Raw genomic sequence first — 17,757 nt, forward strand, 5'->3', positions numbered from 1 at the left:
GGGTGGGGCGGAGGGAACACGGGGTTGGGGGTGTGCTGTTGCGCTCGATGTGCCGGGTCGTTTCCCGGCACCTGCCGATCGGAGTCATCGTGGACCGCGCCCAACTCGCGAGCTTCCTGCGCACCCGCCGCGAGGCCCTCCAGCCCGAGGACGTCGGGCTGCCCCGGGGCCCGCGCCGACGCACCGGAGGGCTCCGGCGCGAGGAGGTCGCCGCGTTGAGCGGGATGTCCACCGACTACTACAGCCGGCTGGAGCAGCAGCGTGGGCCGCACCCCTCGGAGCAGATGCTCGCCGCGCTCGCTCGTGGCCTGCGACTCTCCCTCGCCGAACGGGACCACCTGTTCCAGCTCGCCGGGCACGCGGTTCCGCGTCGGGCGCTGCGCGCCGATCACGTGAACCCGGGCATGATGCGGATCCTCGACCGGATGCACGACACCCCGGCCCAGGTGGTGAACCACCTGGGCGAGACCCTGGCGCAGACCGCGCCGGCCGTCGCGCTGCTCGGTGACGAGACCCGGTACACCGGCCTGGCGCGCAGCGCCCACCACCGCTGGTTCACCGACCCGGCGGCACGGCAGCTGCACCCGGCGCAGGACCACCAGACGCAGAGCCGCCTGCTCGTGGCGCACCTGCACGCCGCGTACACCCGTGACGGGCGCGGGTCACGGGCCGCCGCGCTCGTCGACGACCTGCTGGCCCGGAGCGTCGAGTTCGCGCGGCTGTGGCGCGAACACCCGGTGCCGGCCGGCTACTGCCCGCCCAAGCACTTCGTGCACCCGGAGGTCGGGGCGTTGGAGCTGCACTGCCAGACACTCGTCGACCCGGACCAGTCGCAGACGCTGTTGGTCTTCACCGCCGTGCCCGGGTCGCCCAGCGACGAGAAGCTGCGCTTGCTCTCCGTCATCGGCGGCCAGCTCGTCTGACCCGTCCGATCAGCCCCGGGCGGGGTAGCGGGCCGGGCTGACGCCCAGGTAGCGCCGGAAGTGGCGGGCCAGGTGCGCCTGGTCGTAGAACCCGGCCGCGACGGCCGTCTCGACGGGCCGCTGCCCGGCGAGGAGCAGGCGCCGGGCCAGCTCGACCCGACGACCGGTCAGGTACGAGTGCGGTGGCACGCCGTACACCTGGGTGAAGATCCGGACCAGGTGGGTCGGGTGGGCGTGCAGCAGCTGCGCGGCCTCCCCCAGCGTGACGCCCTCGACGGTCCGGGCGTCCAGCAGCTCCCGTAGTCGGACCGCGAGGCCGCGTCCGGCCGACTGGCCATCGACCGGAGGGCGCTGGCGCAGCTGGCGGCGTAGCCGGTCCAGGATGAACGCGAGGCGACTCTCGGCCTCGAACTCGTCGCCGGGTGCGGCCAGCGCTTGGTGCAGGTGGTGGATCCGGTCGCGCAGCTGCGGATCGGCCAGGTCCGGCTCGTCCACGGCCCGGCCGATCAGCTCGGCGTCGAGCGCGGAGGCGTCCAGGTACAGGACCCGCTTGCGGAAGCCGTCCGGGGTGGCGGAGCTGCCGTCGTGCGGGACGTGCGGTGGCAGCAGGGTGACCGACGTGCGCAGCGCGCCGTGCCGGTGCCGGTCCAGGTCGAAGCGGACCGCGCCGTCGTCGACGATCAACAGGGTCCACACGTCGTGGATGTGCCGGGGGTAGGCGTGGTCCACGAAATGGGCGTGGAAGACCTCGGCGACCCCGGCTACCGCGGGTCGCCATGCGCTGACGTGCGAGCCAGCCGGGCTGGTGGCCACGCTAAGAACGTACAAGACCGGGCGACGTCGGGGCGGGCAGGCTCGACGCCATGACCGAACCGATCCGCTTTCCCACCAAGATCGCCGTACTGCTCCGTGACGACCTGGCAAGCTGGCAACGACTGAACGTCACCGCCTTCCTGGTCAGCGGCATCGCGAGCACCCTGCCCGAGTTGCTCGGCGAGGAGTACCGGGACGCCGACGACACCCGCTACCTGCCGATGTTCGGCCAGCCGGTGCTGATCTTCGCCGGGGATCGGGCGACGGTGGTCGGCGCGCACTCACGTGCCCTCGCCCGGGGCCTACGGTTGGCGATCTTCACGGCCGAGCTGTTCGCCACCGGCAACGACCGGGACAACCGGGCCGCCGTCCGTGCGGTCGGACGGGAGAAGCTCGACCTGGTGGGCCTGGCGCTGCACGCGCCACGCAACGTGGTGGACAAGGTGCTCAAGGGCGCGTCGATGCACCCGTAACGGCATCCGTGGCGACGAAGACATTGATATCGGTGTGTATGGCTGTAATGATTAACACACTTTACAGTTATTTCGCCGCCCCGGAAGGACCCGACATGGCGCGACGACTGGCCGGGCTCGTGCCCCGCCACCCCCGCATCAGACTGACCTCCGCGCTCGCCGCGGCCCTGCTCGCCGTACCGGCCGCGATGGTCGTCGGCGCGGCACCCGCCACGGCGGCCGCGACCGGCGCCATCACCGGGTACGGCGGCAAGTGCGTCGACGTGGCCGCCGCGAACCCGGCCAACAACACCCAGGTCCAGCTCTTCACCTGCAACGGCTCCACCGCGCAGCAGTGGACGGTGGCCGACGACGGCACCATCCGGGCGCTGGGCAAGTGCCTGGACATCGCCGCCGCCAGCACGGCAAACGGTGCCCGGGTGCAGATCTACGACTGCAACGGCACCGGGGCGCAGCAGTGGTCGGCCAACGCCGGCCAACTGGTCAACCCGGTCTCCGGCAAGTGCCTCGACGCCACCGGTCCCAGCTCGGCCGACGGCACCCCGCTGCAGATCTGGAGCTGCACCGGCACCGCCAACCAGACCTGGACACTGCCCAGCGGCGGCGGCACCACACCGCCGCCCTCTGCTGGTTTCACCCACCCCGGCGTGCTGGTCAGCCGAGGCCAGCTCGACTTCGTCCGGGGCCGGGTCCAGGCCGGCGCGCAGCCGTGGGCGGCGGCCTACAACCAGATGATGAGCAGCCGGTACGCCTCCCTGTCGCGTACCCCGGCGCCCCGTTCGGTGGTCGAGTGCGGTTCCTACTCCAACCCGAACAACGGCTGCACCGACGAGCGTGAGGACGCGATCGCCGCGTACACCGACGCGCTGGCCTGGTATGCCACCGGAGACGCCCGGTACGCGCAGAAGTCCATTCAGATCATGGACGCGTGGTCGGCCACGATCACCGCCCACACCGGCAGCAACGCCCCGCTGCAGACCGGCTGGGCCGCTTCGGTCTGGCCCCGGGCCGCCGAAATCATCAAGTACACGTACCAGAGTTGGCCCAACGCCAGCCGTTTCGCCACGATGCTGCGCACCGTCTACCTGCCGATGGTGCGCAACGGCTCGAACAGCAACGGCAACTGGGAACTGACCATGATGGAGGCCGCCGTCGGCATCGCGGTGTTCCTGGACGACCGCAGCGCCTACGACGCGGCGGTCACCCGCTTCCTCAACCGCACCCGGGCCTTCGTGTACCTGCCCAGCGACGGCGCGTTGCCGTACACCACGCCCGGCAGCGGTCTGGACACCAGCGCGGAGATCATCGGCTACTGGCAGGGCCAGTCCACCTTCGTCGCCGGCCTGGCCCAGGAGACCTGCCGAGACTTCGTCCACACCGGGTACGGGATCTCCGCCATCTCACACGTCGCGGAGACCTCCCGGATCCAGGGCCGCGACCTGTACCCGCAGGTCGGCGAGCGGCTGCGTCAGGCGCTCGGCTTCCACTCGCGCTACCAGCTCGGCGAGGCGCCGCCCTCCTGGCTCTGCGGCGGCAGCCTCACCCGGGGCCTCGGCCCGATCACCGAGGTCGGCTTCAACGCGATGAGCAACCGGCTGGGCAACGTCATGACCAACACCCAGACCCTCACGCTGCAACAACGTCCGGCCGGAACCAACAACCTCTTCGTCGCCTGGGAGACGTTGACCCACGCCAACAACCCCAACTGACCGGGCCGCCGGGGGCGGCGCCGACAACCGACGCCACCCCACGGCGGTGCTCAGCCGTCAGTCCCCAGCGCCACCACCGGGCTGACCCGCGACGCCCGACGGGCCGGCAGCACCCCGGCCAGCGCGGTCAGCCCGACCAGCACCACGAACAGCCCGGCCAGCGGCAGCAGCGGCGCGGTCAGCGGTGCCGCGATCCCGAGGGCCTGCACCGCCAACCAGGCGTACGGGACGCCCAGCACCAGGCCGATGCTCGCGCCGATCAACCCGTACAGGCCGGACTCGACAGTCAACATGGTGCGCAGACCCGTCCGGGACAGCCCGATCGCCCGGAGCAGCCCGGACTCGCGTACCCGCTCGACCACCGACAGCGCGGTCGTGGAGCCCACCCCGACGACCGCGATCAGCACGGTCAGACTGACCAGACCGACCGCGATCCAGACCAGGGTGCGGACCAACGCGTCGGTGCGGTCCCGTTCGTCGGCGAGCACCGTGAGGCCCACCCCGTCGCTGCCCGCGATCGCCTGCCGCAGCGCCCGCACACCGGCGGTGCGACCGTCCTCGCCGGCACCGGCCGCGTCCGCCAACAGACCGGTGTACGCCGACGCCACGCCGAGCCGGTCCAGGTCGGCCGGGTCGGCGAGGATGCCCGCGTGCAGCGGCCCGTCACCGGGCAGCACCGCGACCACCCGGACGTCGACCCGGCGGGTGGCGACGGCGAGCGTCGCGGTGTCGCCGGCCCGCAGGCCCGCGTCCCGCGCGACCCAGCTGTTGAGCACGATCCGGCCGGGGCCGCGATCGTCCAGGCTGCCCTGGGCCACGTCCAGGTCACCGGTGCTCGGCAACACCGCCACGTCCAGGTCGCTCATCGGGTAGCCGGACTCGACGGCGCCGAGCCTGTCGGCACCGCGCAGCAGCGTGGCGTCGTCAACCTTCCGGTACGGCACCACCCGGGCCAGCGCGCCGTGCGCCGCCTCGGCCCGACTCACCACAGCCGGCGGCAGCGTCGCACCGTTGCCGGTGACCTCGAAGTCGGTGGGGGCCGCGAGCGCCATCTCGCGGTCGGCGAGGACCTGCAACGACGTGCCGCCGATGACCACCCCGGAGATCAGCGTCGTGCCCAGCGCGACCACGACGGAGACCGCGGCCGCCCGGCGCGGCGCCCCGCCGATGCCACCGACCGACATCCGTCCGAGCGGCCCGAGCTGGCGCAGCGGCCAACCGACCACTGCCAGCACCGGGCGTACCAGCAGCGGACCGAGAGCGACCAGCGCGAAGAACGCCAGCGCGCCGGACCCGACCAGCAGAAGCAGCGGCATCGCGGGGTCGTAGCTCGACTGGTCCGGCTTCGGCAACTGACTGATCGTCGCGACCGCCGCCAGTACCGCACCGATGGCCAGGATCAGCCCGCCGACCAGACGCAGGACCCCGATGCCGCGCCGGCCGGCGGTGGTGCTCGCCGTCCGCAGTGCCTCCAGCGGGGAGACCCGGGCGGCCGAGAGCGCCGGTGCCAGCACGGCCAGCACGGTGAGCACGACAGCACCGATCACCACCAGGACCGCCGTCGCCAGTGGCAGGCCCGGCGCGGAGACCGCGCGGCCGGTGGCGCGCAGCACCGCCGGCAGCGCGTACCCGAGGGCGAGGGCACTGACGACCCCGACGACGCCGGCGACCAGCCCGGTCAGGGCTCCCTCGGCGGTCAGGGCCCGCACCAGGGTGCCCCGACTCGCGCCGACCGCCCGCAGCAGCGCGAGCTGCCGCATCCGCTGGGCGAAGACGATGCGGAAGGTCGAGGTGACCACCAGCGCCGCGGCGACGACGGCGATGGAGACGAACATGCCGACCAGGATGAAGAGTCGCCCGACCTCCTCGGCCGCCGCGTTGGCCTCGGCCTCGCGCACCTCGGCGCCGGAGCGGATCGGCTGGCCGGCGACCGCCGCGCTCACCCGTTGGCGGACGACCTCCGTCGAGGCGTCGGCGGAAACTCGCAGGTCGACGCGCTCCACGCCGGTGAGGCGCGCCCAGGCGATCACCGCGCTGTCCGGGGCGTACGCGTCGTAGCCGGCGTCGGCGGCGGTCTCCACCACGCCAGTCACGGTGAGTGCGGCGGGGGCGGTGAGCTCACCGCCGGTACCGCTGGTGGTGGTGCCGACCGAGAGCCCGAGCCGCTCGGCGGTGCGCGGCGTGACCGCGATCTCGCCGGGCTGGTCCGGGTAGCTGCCCTCGATCAGCCGGACCGTGCTCAGCGGGCCGGTGCCCGGATCGGCCTGGAGGTTGAGGTAACCCTCGCCGACGGAGATCCCGGCCGACGCCCGGGCCACCGCCTCGGCCACCCCGGGCACGGCCCGGATCTGCCGCACGTCCGCCACGGTGGGTGGCGGCTCGCCGGGGCTGCCGATCACGAGGTCGGTGACGGCCGGGGTGCCGCTGAGGTTGTCCCGCACGGTCCGCTCGGTGATCTGCTGCACCAGCACGGTGCCGAAGACGACGAACGACGCGACCAGGATCGCCAGGCCGGTCAGGATCAGCCGGCCGGGCCGCCGGGCCGCGGCGGCCGTCTGGGTACGCAACACCGTCGCCCTCATGCCCGGGCCGCCAGCTCACGCAGGGCGTCGGTGACCGACACCTGGTCCGGCTTGTCGATCTCGCCGGCCAGCCGCCCGTCGGCGAGCAGCACCACCCGGTCGGCGTACGCGGCGGCGATCGGGTCGTGGGTGACCATGACGACGGTCTGGCCGAGGTCGCGTACCGAGTCGCGCAGGATGGTGAGCACCTCCGCGCCGGAGCGGGAGTCGAGGTTGCCGGTCGGCTCGTCGGCGAAGACGACCTCGGGCCGGGCCACCAGCGCCCGGGCCAGCGCGACCCGCTGCTGCTGGCCACCGGACAGCTCGCTGGGCCGGTGGTTCAGGCGGTCGCCGAGGCCCAGCACCCGCACCAGGTGCGCGAGGAGGTCGGCGTCGGGCCGCCGACCGGCGAGGTCCAGCGGCAGGGTGATGTTCTGCGCGGCGGTGAGCTGCGGCAGCAGGTTGAAGGACTGGAAGACGAAGCCGATCCGCTCCCGGCGTACCCGGGTCAGGGTCCGGTCCGACCGGCCGGTCAGCTCCGTACCGCCGAGCAGGACGCGTCCGGAGGTGGCCGTGTCGAGTCCGGCGAGGCAGTGCATCAGCGTCGACTTGCCGGACCCGGACGAGCCCATGATCGCGGTGAACTCGGCCCGGCCGAAGCCGACCGAGACCCCGTCCAGGGCACGGACGGCGGTCTCGCCGCTGCCGTACACCTTCACCAGGTCGACCGCGGCGACCGCGGCGTGGCTGGTCTGCGGCGGGGCGTGGGTTGTCATCGTTCCTCCAGTGGCTGCGTGGTGACCGGGGAAGCGTCGCCGCCGCGGTGGGGTGGGCGCATCGGCCCGGGGCCGGGTATCGCCGTCACCGGGTCTGCCTTTTGGCCGATCCGGCAGCTCCGCCCGGCTGGCTACGCTGGGTCACCATGAGCGCTCCGGATCTTCGCCGTCTGTGGGTACGCCTGGCCCAGGCGGCCGGGCTGGTGGCCTTTGGCCTCCTCGCTCTGTTCGACTTCACGGCCAGCACTGCGGACGACCGCGGGATCTCGGCTCTTCTGCTCCTGCTGGTGCCGGTGGGGTTGGCGGTGGCGACGGTGCCGCTCTGGCTGCCGGTGCACCAACCGGGTTCGCGCCGGCTGCCGGTGGCCGCGCTGGCCCTCGCCGCCGCCTCACTGGCGGTGACCGCGGGGGTGGTGCTCCTCTCCGCAGGCGGCGGCATCCTGATCGCCCGCACCTGGGGGCTCGCCGAGTCGGCCGGGCTGATCGGCGTGGTCTTCGTGGTGAGCCGTTGGGGCGCGCCCCGGCTCGCCCCGTGGGCGGCGGTGGCCGCCGGGCTCGCCGTGGCCGCGATGCCGCTGCGCGTCGGCACCGACAGCCTGCTGGTGATCTTCGGACTGCTCCAGGCGCTCGCGGCGGCCGGCGCCGCCGGGGTGGGGCTCTACCTGCGGGTGATCGCCGCCGGCCGGGCGCGGGCGATCGCGCTGGTCCGGGCGGAGCAGCGCGCGGAGTTCGCCCGTGACCTGCACGACTTCATCGCCCACCACGTGACCGGGATCGTGGTGCAGGCGCAGGGCGCCCGGTTCGTCGCCGAACAGGACCCGCAGCGGGTGATCGTCGCCCTGGAGCAGATCGAGCGGGCCGGCGCGGAGACGATGGCCTCGATGCGGCGGATGGTCGGGATCCTGCGCAACCCGGACGCCCCGCCGGACGCGCCGCTGGCCCCGCTGGCCGGGGTGACCGAGTTGGAGCCGCTGCTGACCGGGTTCAACGGCGCGGCGAACGCGCCGGCCAGGCTGCACGTGGACGGTGACCTGACCGGACTGCCGGTGGAGGTCTCGACGTCGGCGTACCGGGTGGTGATGGAAGGGCTGACCAACACCCGTCAGCACGCGCCGGACGCCCGGTCCGTGGATGTGGTCGTGCGGCGTACCCCGGACTGGTTGCTGGTCCGGGTCGCCGACGACGGTGCGTCGCCGCGCACCGCGCCGGCCCGGGGGCACGGTTTCGGTCTGATCGGCCTCACCGAGCGGGTCCGTGCGCTCGGCGGCACGATCACCGCCGGGCCCGGCGTCGTCGGTGGTTGGGTGCTCGACGCGGCGTTCCCGCTGCCCGCGGCGGTGGCCCGGTGATCCGGGTGTTGATCGCCGATGACCAGGCGATGGTCCGAACCGGCTTCGGCATGATCATCGGCGCCCAGTCGGACATGGAGGTGGTCGGCGAGGCCGCCGACGGGGTGCAGGCCGTCGAACTGGCCCGACGACTGCGCCCGGACGTGGTGCTGCTGGACATCCGGATGCCCCGCCTCGACGGTCTCGAGGCGCTGCGGCTGCTCGCCGGAGCGGGTGTCACCGACCCGGTCCGGGTGGTCGTGGTGACGACCTTCGACCTCGACGAGTACGTGCACACCGCGCTCGCCAACGGCGCCTGCGGCTTCCTGCTCAAGGACTCGGGCCCGGCCCTGCTGGTCGAGGCGGTCCGCGCGGCGGTGTCCGGCGACGCGCTGATCAGCCCCTCGATCACGGTACGACTGTTGGAGCACCTCAGCTCACCGGCCCCGGCGCGCGACGACGGCGGGCTGTCGCCACGGGAACTCGACGTCGTGAAGCTCGTCGCCCGCGGCCTGACCAACGCCGAGATCGCCACCCAGCTCTTCATCGCCGTGGGCACTGTCAAGACCCATCTGGCGAGCGTGCAGATGAAGCTCAAGGCCCGCAACCGGGTCGAGATCGCCGCCTGGGCCTGGGAACGCCGCCTCGTCGGCTGACGGGGCAACGGTGCGACCAGCAGTGGCCTAACATCGTCGACAGTCGATGACTGGTCCGCTGCGGTCACCCGGAAGCGAGGCAAGCATCATGCGCGATCATCAGGTGCGCGGCGTCCGATCCAGGGCCGCCGCGCTGGCCGCCTGCGTGCTCACGACGACAGTGCTGGCGGCGGGCGCGACCCCGGCGTACGCCGCCGCGGACACCGAACGACCCAGCGCCCCCGGCCCGATCACCGTCGTCGCCGTCGACACCACCTGGATCGAGCTGACCTGGGCGCCCGCGACCGACAACGTCGGCGTGGTCGGCTATCCGGTCGGCGTCCGGTTCGAGGATTCCGGCGCCCAGTACTCGACCGACACCACCAGCATCCGGATCACCGGCCTACGGCCGTCGCGCACGTACGTCTTCTCCGTCGCGGCGGTGGACGCGGCCGGCAACCGTTCACTGTCCGACCCGACAGTGCGGGTGACCATGCCACCGGGAGACGACCAACCGCCCGGCGCACCCGGCCAACCGGTCGCCTACGACGTCGCCGCCACGCTGGTCTGGCTGCGCTGGGCGCACTCGGTCGAGAACGTCGCCCTCGACCGGTACGAGGTGTTCCGGGTCGACGCCGGCGGCGTCCTCACCCGGGTCAGCGAGGTGTACCAGTATCCGCCCGGGCGCAACAGCACCCAGATCAGCGGGCTGACGCCGAGCACCACGTACACCTTCGTGGTGCAGGCCCGCGACGAGGCCGGCCACCTGTCACCGATGTCCGCACCGGTCACCGTGACCACGCTGCCGCCACCGCCGAGCTGCACGGTCCGCTCGAGGGTGGGGCAGTGGCCCGACGGTCTGGTGGCACGCCTTCTGGTCACCAACACCGGCGCGACGGCGATCGACGGTTGGACGATGCGGTGGCGGTTCTACGCCGCCCAGCAGCTGCGCAGCCTGTGGGGCGCGGAGGTCGTCGACCGCGACAGCAGCTACCTGCGGGTGCGCAACGTCCGCCACAACGCGCTGATCCCACCCGGCGGCACGGTGTCGCTGGGGTTCGTCGCCACCGGATCACAGCCACCGGAGGAGGTCACGCTCAACGGCGGCAGCTGCACGGTGGCGGCTGAGTAACACTCGGGTACGAAGTCTGGCGCGCGCCAGGACATCTTGCGACGCTAACGCCTGTGTATGACTACGACCTGTTGGTGCTGGGTTCCGGACCCAGCGGTCAGAAGGCCGCGATCGCCGCCGCCAAGCTCGGCCGGCGGGTCGGCATCGTGGACCGCCGCGACATGATCGGTGGGGTGTGCATCAACACCGGCACCGTCCCCTCCAAGACCCTGCGCGAGGCCGTGCTCTACCTGACCGGCCTGAGCCAGCGGGACCTGTACGGCAGCAGCTACCGGGTCAAGGAGGAGATCACGGTCAGCGACCTGGCCGCCCGGACCCAGCACGTCATCACCCGGCAGACCGACGTCATCCGCAACCAGCTGGCCCGCAACCGGGTCGCGATGATCACCGGCACCGGACGGTTCGCCGACGCGCACTCGATCTGGGTCGACGGTGGCTCCGGCCGCGAGTCCAAGGTGACCTTCGACAAGATCGTCATCGCCGCTGGCACCCGCCCGGCCCGCCCGGACAGCGTCGACTTCGACGACCGGACCATCGTGGACTCCGACGGCGTCATCAACCTCCAGGCCGTACCCCGCAGCATGGTCGTGGTCGGCGCGGGCGTGATCGGCATGGAGTACGCCTCGATGTTCGCCGCGCTCGGCACGAAGGTGACGGTGGTGGAGCGCCGCGACCGGATGCTGGAGTTCTGCGACGACGAGATCGTCGAGTCACTCAAGTACCACCTGCGCGACCTGTCCGTGGCGTTCCGCTTCGGCGAGGAGGTGGCCGCCGTGGAGAAACACCAGACGGCCGCGCTGTGCGTCCTCAAGAGCGGCAAGAAGATCGTCGCCGACACGGTGATGTACTCGGCCGGCCGGCAGGGCCAGACCGACGACCTGGCGCTGGAGGCGGCCGGGCTGGCGGCCGACCGACGCGGCCGGATCGCCGTCGACGGCAACTACCGCACCTCGGTGGAGCACATCTACGCGGTCGGCGACGTGATCGGCTTCCCCGCGCTCGCGTCCACCTCGATGGAGCAGGGCCGGCTGGCCGCGCAACATGCCTGCGGCGAGCCGATCCGGGAGATGCACGGCCTGCAACCGATCGGCATCTACACGATCCCGGAGATCAGCTTCGTCGGGCAGACCGAGGCGCAGCTCACCGAGAGTTCCACCCCGTTCGAGGTGGGCGTCGCCCGCTACCGCGAGTTGGCCCGGGGTCAGATCGTGGGCGACTCGTACGGCATGTTGAAGCTGCTCGTCTCCCCCGACGACGGCCGACTGCTCGGGGTGCACGTGTTCGGCACCGCCGCCACCGAGATCGTCCACATCGGTCAGGCCGTGATGGGCTGCGGCGGCACCATCGACTACCTGATCGACGCGGTGTTCAACTACCCGACGCTGGCCGAGGCGTACAAGGTGGCCGCCCTGGACGCGTCCAACAAGATCCGCAACATCACCCGCATCGACGGCTGACTCCTCGGGGCGGCCGGGCCATCCCCGATCACCCGTTGGCGGGATGCCCCGGCGACCGTCGCCGATGCCAGAATTTCCCCATGCGACGCGCCATCGTCGGGCGGGACGAGGTGTTCGACCGGGCCTGGCAGCAGCTGGGCCGATCCGGGCCGGTGCTGGTGGAGGGGCCGGCCGGCATCGGCAAGTCCGAACTCTGGCGGGCACTGGTCGCGCACGCCACCCAGGCGGGGTGGTTGGTCCTCAGCTGCGCGCCCACCGAGGCCGAGGCGGAGCTTCCCTACGCCGCCCTGGCCGACCTGTTGCGTCCGCTCGCCGACCAGGTCGCCGCGCTGCCCGGCCCGCAGCGGGCCGCGGCTGAGGTCGTGCTCCTCTCCGGCACCGTCCGGGAGGCCGTCGACACCCGGGTGGTCGGGGCGGCGACCCGGTCCCTGCTGGAAGCCGCCACGACCGACCCCCACTTGAGGACGCTGGTGGCAGTGGACGACGCGCCGTGGCTGGACCGGCCGAGCGAGCGCGCGTTGCGGTACGCGCTACGCCGGGTGGCGGGCCTGAGCGTGCTGGTGAGTCGCCGACGCGGCCAGGGCGACAGCGAGGACGTGCCGCTCGGGCTCGACGACGGCCGCCACGGCAACCGGCTCGACCGGGTAGAGCTGCCGCCACTCGACGTCGGCGCGCTGCACCACGTCGTGCGCGACCAGCTCGGCGTCACGCTCACCCGACCGATGCTGGTCCGGGTGGCCCGGGAGGCCGGGGGCAATCCGCTGCTGACCATCGAGGTGGTCCGCGCCATGCAGCGGCTGCCACGCCACCCCTCGCCCGGCGACGATCTGCCGGTGGCCGCGTCCATGCACCACCTGCTCGCCGACGTCGTCGCCGGGCTGCCCCCGCCCAGCCGCGACGCGCTCCGACTGGCCGCCCTGCTGACCGTGCCCACGCTCGTCGACCTGTCCGCGGCCGGGGTGCCCGCCGCCGCGCTGGACGCCCCCGAGGAGGCCGGGCTGATCGTGGTGACACCGACGGGCGTGCGGTTCACCCACCCGGTGCATGCCGCCGCCGTGCGGGCCGGCATCCCGCCCGGAGTCCGCCGCCGCCTGCACCGCAAACTGGCCGATCTGGTGGCCGACCCGGACGAGCGGGCCCGGCACCTGGCGCTGTGCACGACAGCACCCGACCCGGTGGTCGCGGAGACCCTCGCCGCCGCGGCCGAACGCTGGCACAGTCGGGGGGCGCCCGACCTCGCCGCCGATCTGCACGAGCGCGCCAGCCAGCTCACCCCGGTCGAGGACCGGGCACTGCTGGGCCGGCGGCGGCTGGCGGCGGCGCGCTGCCGGCTGGACAGCGGTGACCTCCCGGCGGCCCGGCAGGCGGCCGAGGCGGTCGCCGCCGATTTCACCGGCGACCTACGGGCCGAGTCGTTGCTGCTGCGCGCCGTCGTCGCCTGGTCCAGCGGCGAGGCCGGCCAGGCGGCGGTGGAGATCGGCACCCGGGCCCTGACGGCGGCCCGGCCGGGCTCCGCAGTGGCCGGCCGCGTCCACGCCCACCTGGCCGTCTTCGACGACCACACCGAGGCCGCGCGGGCGCACGCCGAGGCCGCCGCCGCGCTGTTGGACGGCCGCGACGGCGAGCACGACCTGCTCGCGGCCGCCCTGCTCCTGCTCTTCTTCCAGGAGGTACGCCTCGGCCGGGCGCCGCGTACCGACCTGCTGGAGCGGGCACTGTGCCTGGAGGGCGACGAGCCCGCGTGGCTGGCGAGCACGGTGCCCGCGATCTGGTGGAAGTCGATCGACGACGCGCAGCGGGCCCGCGATCGGCTGCACCGGATGCTCGCTCGGGCGGAGGCCCGCGGCGACGAGCCCCTACAGCACGAGTTGCTCTCGCACCTGGGTGAGGCCGAGTTGCTGGCCGGCCGGTGGGACACTGCCGAGCGGCACATCGCCGCCGCCCGGGACCTCGGCGACCAGCTCGGCAGCGGCCTGGTCGCGGAGACCTGGCTGGCCGCCCTGCTCGACGCCCACCGGGGTCGGCTGGCCGAGGCGACCCGGGTGGCCGAGTCCGGCCTGCGGCTCGCCGAGGAGCTGGACGACGACTGGTGCCGACGCATCCACCAGCAGTTGGCCGGGTTCGTGGCCCTGTCGGCCGGCCGGATGGCGGAGGCCGCCGCCGCCTACACGACCCTGGCCGCGACGATCGATGCCAGGGGTCTGGTGGAGCCTTTGGCGATGCGCTTCGAGCCGGACTGGATCGAGGCGTGCGTCGGGGCCGGCGACCTCGACCGGGCCGCCGCCGCGCTGCAACGTCTGAATGACCGGCATCGCCGCCTGCCCCGGCCCTGGACGATCCTGGGCACCGCGCGGGCCCGCGTGCTGTTGGACAGCGCCACCGGCCGGGACCCGGGGCCGGCGCTCGACGCGTTGACGGCGGCGCGGGACGCCGTACCGCCGGATGTGCTGCCGCTGGATCGCGCACGCTGCCTGTTCGTGGCGGGGATGGCGCACCGGCGTTCCCGCCGCAAGTTGCCGGCCCGGCAGGCGCTGGAGGCGGCGGTGGCGGAGTTCACAGCGATCGGCGCTGCCGCGTTCGCCGAGCGCGCCCGGGCCGAGCTGGCTCGCGTCGGCGGCCGGGCACCGACACCCCGGCATCTCACCCCCACCGAGGATCGGGTGGCGCGGCTGGCGGCGCGCGGCCGGACCAACCGGGCCATCGCCGACGAGCTGTTCGTCAGCCCGAAGACCGTCGAGGCCAACCTCGCCCGGGTCTACCGCAAGCTCGGCATCTCCACCCGTGCGGAGCTGGGCGCGGCGATGACCAGGGCAGAAGCGCAAACATAGGGAAACGCCCGATTCCTCGCCGCCGGCCACGTCCTAGCGTCGGGTCATGGCCAACCACCTGTTCGTCCTGGAGCAGTACTACTGCTCCGCCGACGCGGGCGCGGTGGCACCGCTGATCGCCACGGTGGGCTGCCGGCTGGTCGCCACCATCCGGTTGCCCACCGACGATGTCGTCATCGCGCTGGTCGAAGGCCCCGACGCGGAGGCGGTGGCCGCTGCCGCCGCCGTCAGCGCATGGCGGGTGGACCGGCTGATCCCGGCCTGGTGGATCCATCCGCCGCAGGCCAACCCCACCATTTCAGACGTTCCACGACAGGTGAAGGAAGCATGACTGTGCGCCAACTGATCGCACCCCTGTGGTGCTCGCTGCTGCTGATCCCGCTCGTCGCCTGCGGCCCCGACGACACCGGGGGCAGCGACCCCGGCGTCGGCGTCGGGGTCGACGCCGACGCGGACACCGACGCCGGCGGTGAACTGCCCGATGTGCCCCGACCCGCGTGCCCGTTCAGCGCTGCCCAGGTCTCCGACCTCGTCGGTCAGTCGATGCAGGACCAGGGCAACTGCCTGTTCGGCGACGGCAAAGGCGTCGCCTCGCTGACGATCACCACCGCATCGCCGCTCGCCGGCGAAAGCACCTACGCCTACCAGCGTGATCAGGCCACCCAGGTCTACCGGGAGGTGCGGGACGTCGACAAGGGCCGCAAGGCGTACCTGGCCGTCAAGGACATCGCGGGTGAGGCCGTCGTGGTCAGCGACAAGGGCAGCTACACCGTGATCCTGAGCAGTTTCGAGCGGCTGGGCGCCACCTCGGGCGGATACGAGTCGGCGTTGCGCTCGGTGCTCGACGCCCTCCCGCTGTGAGCCCGAGGCCGGAACCGGCCGAGTCCGAGACAAGGAGAGGAGCCACGATGACTCACCTCGCACCGGTGTGGCGACGCGCCGGAGGAGCCGTGGCCGCGGCGGTCCTGGCGCTCGCCGGGCTCGGCGGCTGCGCCCTGTTCGGCGGCACGGGCGGCGACGGGGACGACCCCGCCGCCGGCGTCCAGCCGACAGTGGCGGCCACCTCCGACGGCGAACCGTCGGTGCCGCCGGAGCAGGTGGCCCCGGCGACCACGGCCGTCGACGCCTGCACGCTGTTGACCAGGCAGGAGGCCGAGAAGCTGGCCGGCACCCGGCTGGCGGAGCCAGCGGAGCCGCCCGCGCCGGATCGGAGCAGCTGCACCTACACCGGACCGTCGACCGGCCCGACCGCGCAGGTCGAGGTGTATGTCGGTGACGGCGCGAAGAAGTTCCTGGACATCGATCGCGAACTCGGGCACAAGCTGACCCCGATCAGTGGAGTGGGCGACGAGTCGTACGCCGAGGACGGCACGGTCTTCGTCAGCAAGGACGGGCTGTGGGCCTGCGTCCGGTTGGTTCGCACCGAGGACCCGGCCGTCTATCGCAAGGCCCTGGAATCCGCGGCCGCCACGGTCGCCGGCCGACTGTGACCGTCCGGGGCGGCGACGTGGTGCCCGCCGGGCCGGGGCGTCGTCGTCCGGTGATCGCGTTGCTCACCGCGACAGTGCTCCTGCTCACCGCCTGCGGGCGGGGTGACACCGCACCGAGGCCGCCCGAGCCGCCGACCGCCGACCCGGCGGTGGAGCAGCGGTACGGGGCCGCGCCGACGTCCGACCCCGGGGTGACCTACCAACCCGACGTGGTGTTCGTCGGTGGCGGCGGCGCGTCGGTGCGCGGGCTCTCCGCGGACGCGCTCACCTGGCGCATCGATCCCCGCGCCAGCGGCGCGAACACGCTCGCCCGGGGAAAGGTCATGTTCCTCACCGGGCGGGCGGTCGGGCGGGTGCTCGACCTCCGCCGTGACACCGGCGACCTGGCGGTGACCCTGGGGCCGGTGGACATCACCGACGTGATCCGCGACGGCACCTTCGCCAGTGACGGCCCGGTCGCGTTGGAGAACCCGACCCGGCACGACGCGGGCACGCCCTTCTGGGCGGAGTACGACGCCGACGGTGAGGGTGCCGGGGGCGTGGCCTCGACCGCCCCGGTCGCCCGGCAACGCCCTGACTCGACCTCGGGTGGGCGGCTCGGGGTGGCCCGCGCGGTGCGACCGGGAACCTTCGCCGCTCAGCGGCGGGTGGCCGGGTTCGCCGTCACCCCGATCTGTTGTGCCGGCGGTGTGGGCGCGCGGTTCAGTTACGACGGCGGTGGGATCCGCGTGGCGGGCACCGCGACGTTGCTGATGAAGCGGCCCACCGCCCGGTTCCACCTGGAGATTCGCGGCGCCACGGTCCGCCGGGCGGAGTTGCGGATCGGCGGGATGGCCGGGCTGCGGATCGAGATCGCCGGGGCCACCGACAGCCACCAGAACATCAACAAGCGCATCCCCATCCCCCTGGACTTCAGCGTGCCGGTGGGCGAGATCCTCGGCGTACCGTTCTCGGTCACCGCCAACCAGCTCATCGGCGTGCAGACGGCCTTCAGCGCCAAGGACGGCAACATCAAGGCGGCCGGCGAGTGGTCGCTGGGCGGCTCCATGGGGTTCGGTTACGCCAACGGCGCGTTCGGCGCTACCGAACCCTGGCGCCTCAGCGTCCGCAACAGCATCACGGACTCGATCAGCGGCCCGTCGGTCGGCGTGAACGGGATCATCGTGCACTACCAGGCCGCGTTCCGGGCTGGTCTGGGTGCGCTCGGCTTCACCGCCGGCTTGTACGCGACAGTCACCGCCTCGGTGGGGCTGACCGTCGGCTCCGCGCTGGGGGCACCGCTCGTGCTGTGCCGCAGCACCCAGCTCGGCCTGTACCTGGACTACGGCGTCGGTTACACGATTCCCGCTGGCCTGACGAGGGCGATCAACGCATTCCTCGATCTGGTGAACGCCGGGCCGATCGCGGCGAAGGCGGGCATCGGCAGAGTCGACAACGTCTTCACCAAACTGGACATCCAACCGCCCAAGAAGATCTGCACCTCCTAACGTCCCCAATCGGGCTCACCCCCACCTCGACTCGGTGATCAAGAGATTTCGGTCAGCGTCCACGGCGTGTCGTGACGCACCCCACTTGTTCACCCGCGGGGGGGGGGGGGGGTGGGGGGGGCCGCCCGGTGCGCTGGTCCTGCCT

15 protein-coding genes are annotated in these 17,757 nt (G+C 73.0%); 12 read left to right on the plus strand and 3 right to left on the minus strand.

The genetic code is table 11. The annotated features are described in order from the left end of the window. The first annotated feature begins 89 nt into the window (after positions 1-89). A complete protein-coding gene (locus KBX26_RS00005) occupies positions 90-923 on the plus strand; it encodes a helix-turn-helix transcriptional regulator (RefSeq protein WP_210864687.1) in 834 nt (277 codons plus the stop codon). Positions 924-932: 9 nt separating this feature from the next. Here KBX26_RS00005 and KBX26_RS00010 read toward each other — a convergent pair whose 3' ends face one another. Then, positions 933-1,736 carry an AraC family transcriptional regulator gene (locus tag KBX26_RS00010; protein ID WP_307857710.1) on the minus strand — a complete coding sequence of 268 codons (804 nt, stop codon included), beginning with the start codon at positions 1,734-1,736 and terminating at the stop codon, positions 933-935. A gap of 50 nt (positions 1,737-1,786) precedes the next feature. Between KBX26_RS00010 and KBX26_RS00015 the strand changes: the two genes are divergently transcribed. Next, positions 1,787-2,209: a DUF2000 domain-containing protein gene (locus tag KBX26_RS00015; RefSeq protein ID WP_210862690.1), complete on the plus strand. Its 423-nt coding sequence runs from the start codon at positions 1,787-1,789 to the stop codon at positions 2,207-2,209. A gap of 95 nt (positions 2,210-2,304) precedes the next feature. After that, entirely contained in the window at positions 2,305-3,918 is a 1,614-nt protein-coding gene (locus KBX26_RS00025; RefSeq protein WP_247680061.1) for an RICIN domain-containing protein, read from the plus strand. Positions 3,919-3,968: 50 nt separating this feature from the next. Here the strand turns inward: KBX26_RS00025 and KBX26_RS00030 are convergent, their stop codons facing one another. Next, positions 3,969-6,500, minus strand: a complete 2,532-nt coding sequence (locus KBX26_RS00030) for an ABC transporter permease (RefSeq protein ID WP_210864342.1) — start codon at positions 6,498-6,500, stop codon at positions 3,969-3,971. Continuing rightward, complete coding sequence (locus tag KBX26_RS00035) at positions 6,497-7,255, minus strand: ABC transporter ATP-binding protein (RefSeq protein ID WP_030338156.1); 759 nt, start codon at positions 7,253-7,255, stop codon at positions 6,497-6,499. Before KBX26_RS00035 ends, KBX26_RS00030 begins: the two co-directional genes overlap by 4 nt. Before the next feature lie 146 nt (positions 7,256-7,401). Here KBX26_RS00035 and KBX26_RS00040 point away from each other — a divergent pair, with 146 nt between their 5' ends. The 9 genes from KBX26_RS00040 to KBX26_RS00080 all read left to right on the plus strand — a co-directional run bounded on the left by KBX26_RS00040 (position 7,402) and on the right by KBX26_RS00080 (position 17,612). After that, positions 7,402-8,604, plus strand: coding sequence for a sensor histidine kinase (locus tag KBX26_RS00040; RefSeq protein ID WP_210864343.1), 1,203 nt, complete (start codon positions 7,402-7,404; stop codon positions 8,602-8,604). Further along, positions 8,601-9,239 carry a response regulator transcription factor gene (locus tag KBX26_RS00045; RefSeq protein ID WP_030338152.1) on the plus strand — a complete coding sequence of 213 codons (639 nt, stop codon included), beginning with the start codon at positions 8,601-8,603 and terminating at the stop codon, positions 9,237-9,239. The genes KBX26_RS00040 and KBX26_RS00045 overlap by 4 nt, the downstream gene beginning before the upstream one ends. Positions 9,240-9,327: 88 nt before the next feature. Further along, positions 9,328-10,350: a fibronectin type III domain-containing protein gene (locus tag KBX26_RS00050; protein WP_210864344.1), complete on the plus strand. Its 1,023-nt coding sequence runs from the start codon at positions 9,328-9,330 to the stop codon at positions 10,348-10,350. Between the two features lie 53 nt (positions 10,351-10,403). Next, positions 10,404-11,807, plus strand: coding sequence for a Si-specific NAD(P)(+) transhydrogenase (gene sthA, locus KBX26_RS00055; protein WP_030338148.1), 1,404 nt, complete (start codon positions 10,404-10,406; stop codon positions 11,805-11,807). A gap of 80 nt (positions 11,808-11,887) precedes the next feature. After that, entirely contained in the window at positions 11,888-14,635 is a 2,748-nt protein-coding gene (locus KBX26_RS00060; RefSeq protein ID WP_030338147.1) for an AAA family ATPase, read from the plus strand. 46 nt (positions 14,636-14,681) lie between these two features. After that, positions 14,682-14,966 carry a hypothetical protein gene (locus KBX26_RS00065; protein ID WP_030338145.1) on the plus strand — a complete coding sequence of 95 codons (285 nt, stop codon included), beginning with the start codon at positions 14,682-14,684 and terminating at the stop codon, positions 14,964-14,966. Beyond that, on the plus strand, positions 14,963-15,496 hold the full coding sequence (locus KBX26_RS00070) for a hypothetical protein (protein WP_210864345.1): 534 nt from the start codon (positions 14,963-14,965) through the stop codon (positions 15,494-15,496). The genes KBX26_RS00065 and KBX26_RS00070 overlap by 4 nt, the downstream gene beginning before the upstream one ends. Positions 15,497-15,543: 47 nt before the next feature. Continuing rightward, complete coding sequence (locus KBX26_RS00075; RefSeq protein ID WP_210864346.1) at positions 15,544-16,125, plus strand: DUF3558 family protein; 582 nt, start codon at positions 15,544-15,546, stop codon at positions 16,123-16,125. Then, complete coding sequence (locus KBX26_RS00080; RefSeq protein ID WP_210864347.1) at positions 16,122-17,612, plus strand: hypothetical protein; 1,491 nt, start codon at positions 16,122-16,124, stop codon at positions 17,610-17,612. The genes KBX26_RS00075 and KBX26_RS00080 overlap by 4 nt, the downstream gene beginning before the upstream one ends. The last annotated feature ends 145 nt before the right edge of the window (positions 17,613-17,757 follow it).

This window comes from Micromonospora sp. C97, assembly GCF_018070385.1.
Taxonomy (GTDB): Bacteria; Actinomycetota; Actinomycetes; order Mycobacteriales; family Micromonosporaceae; genus Micromonospora; species Micromonospora parva.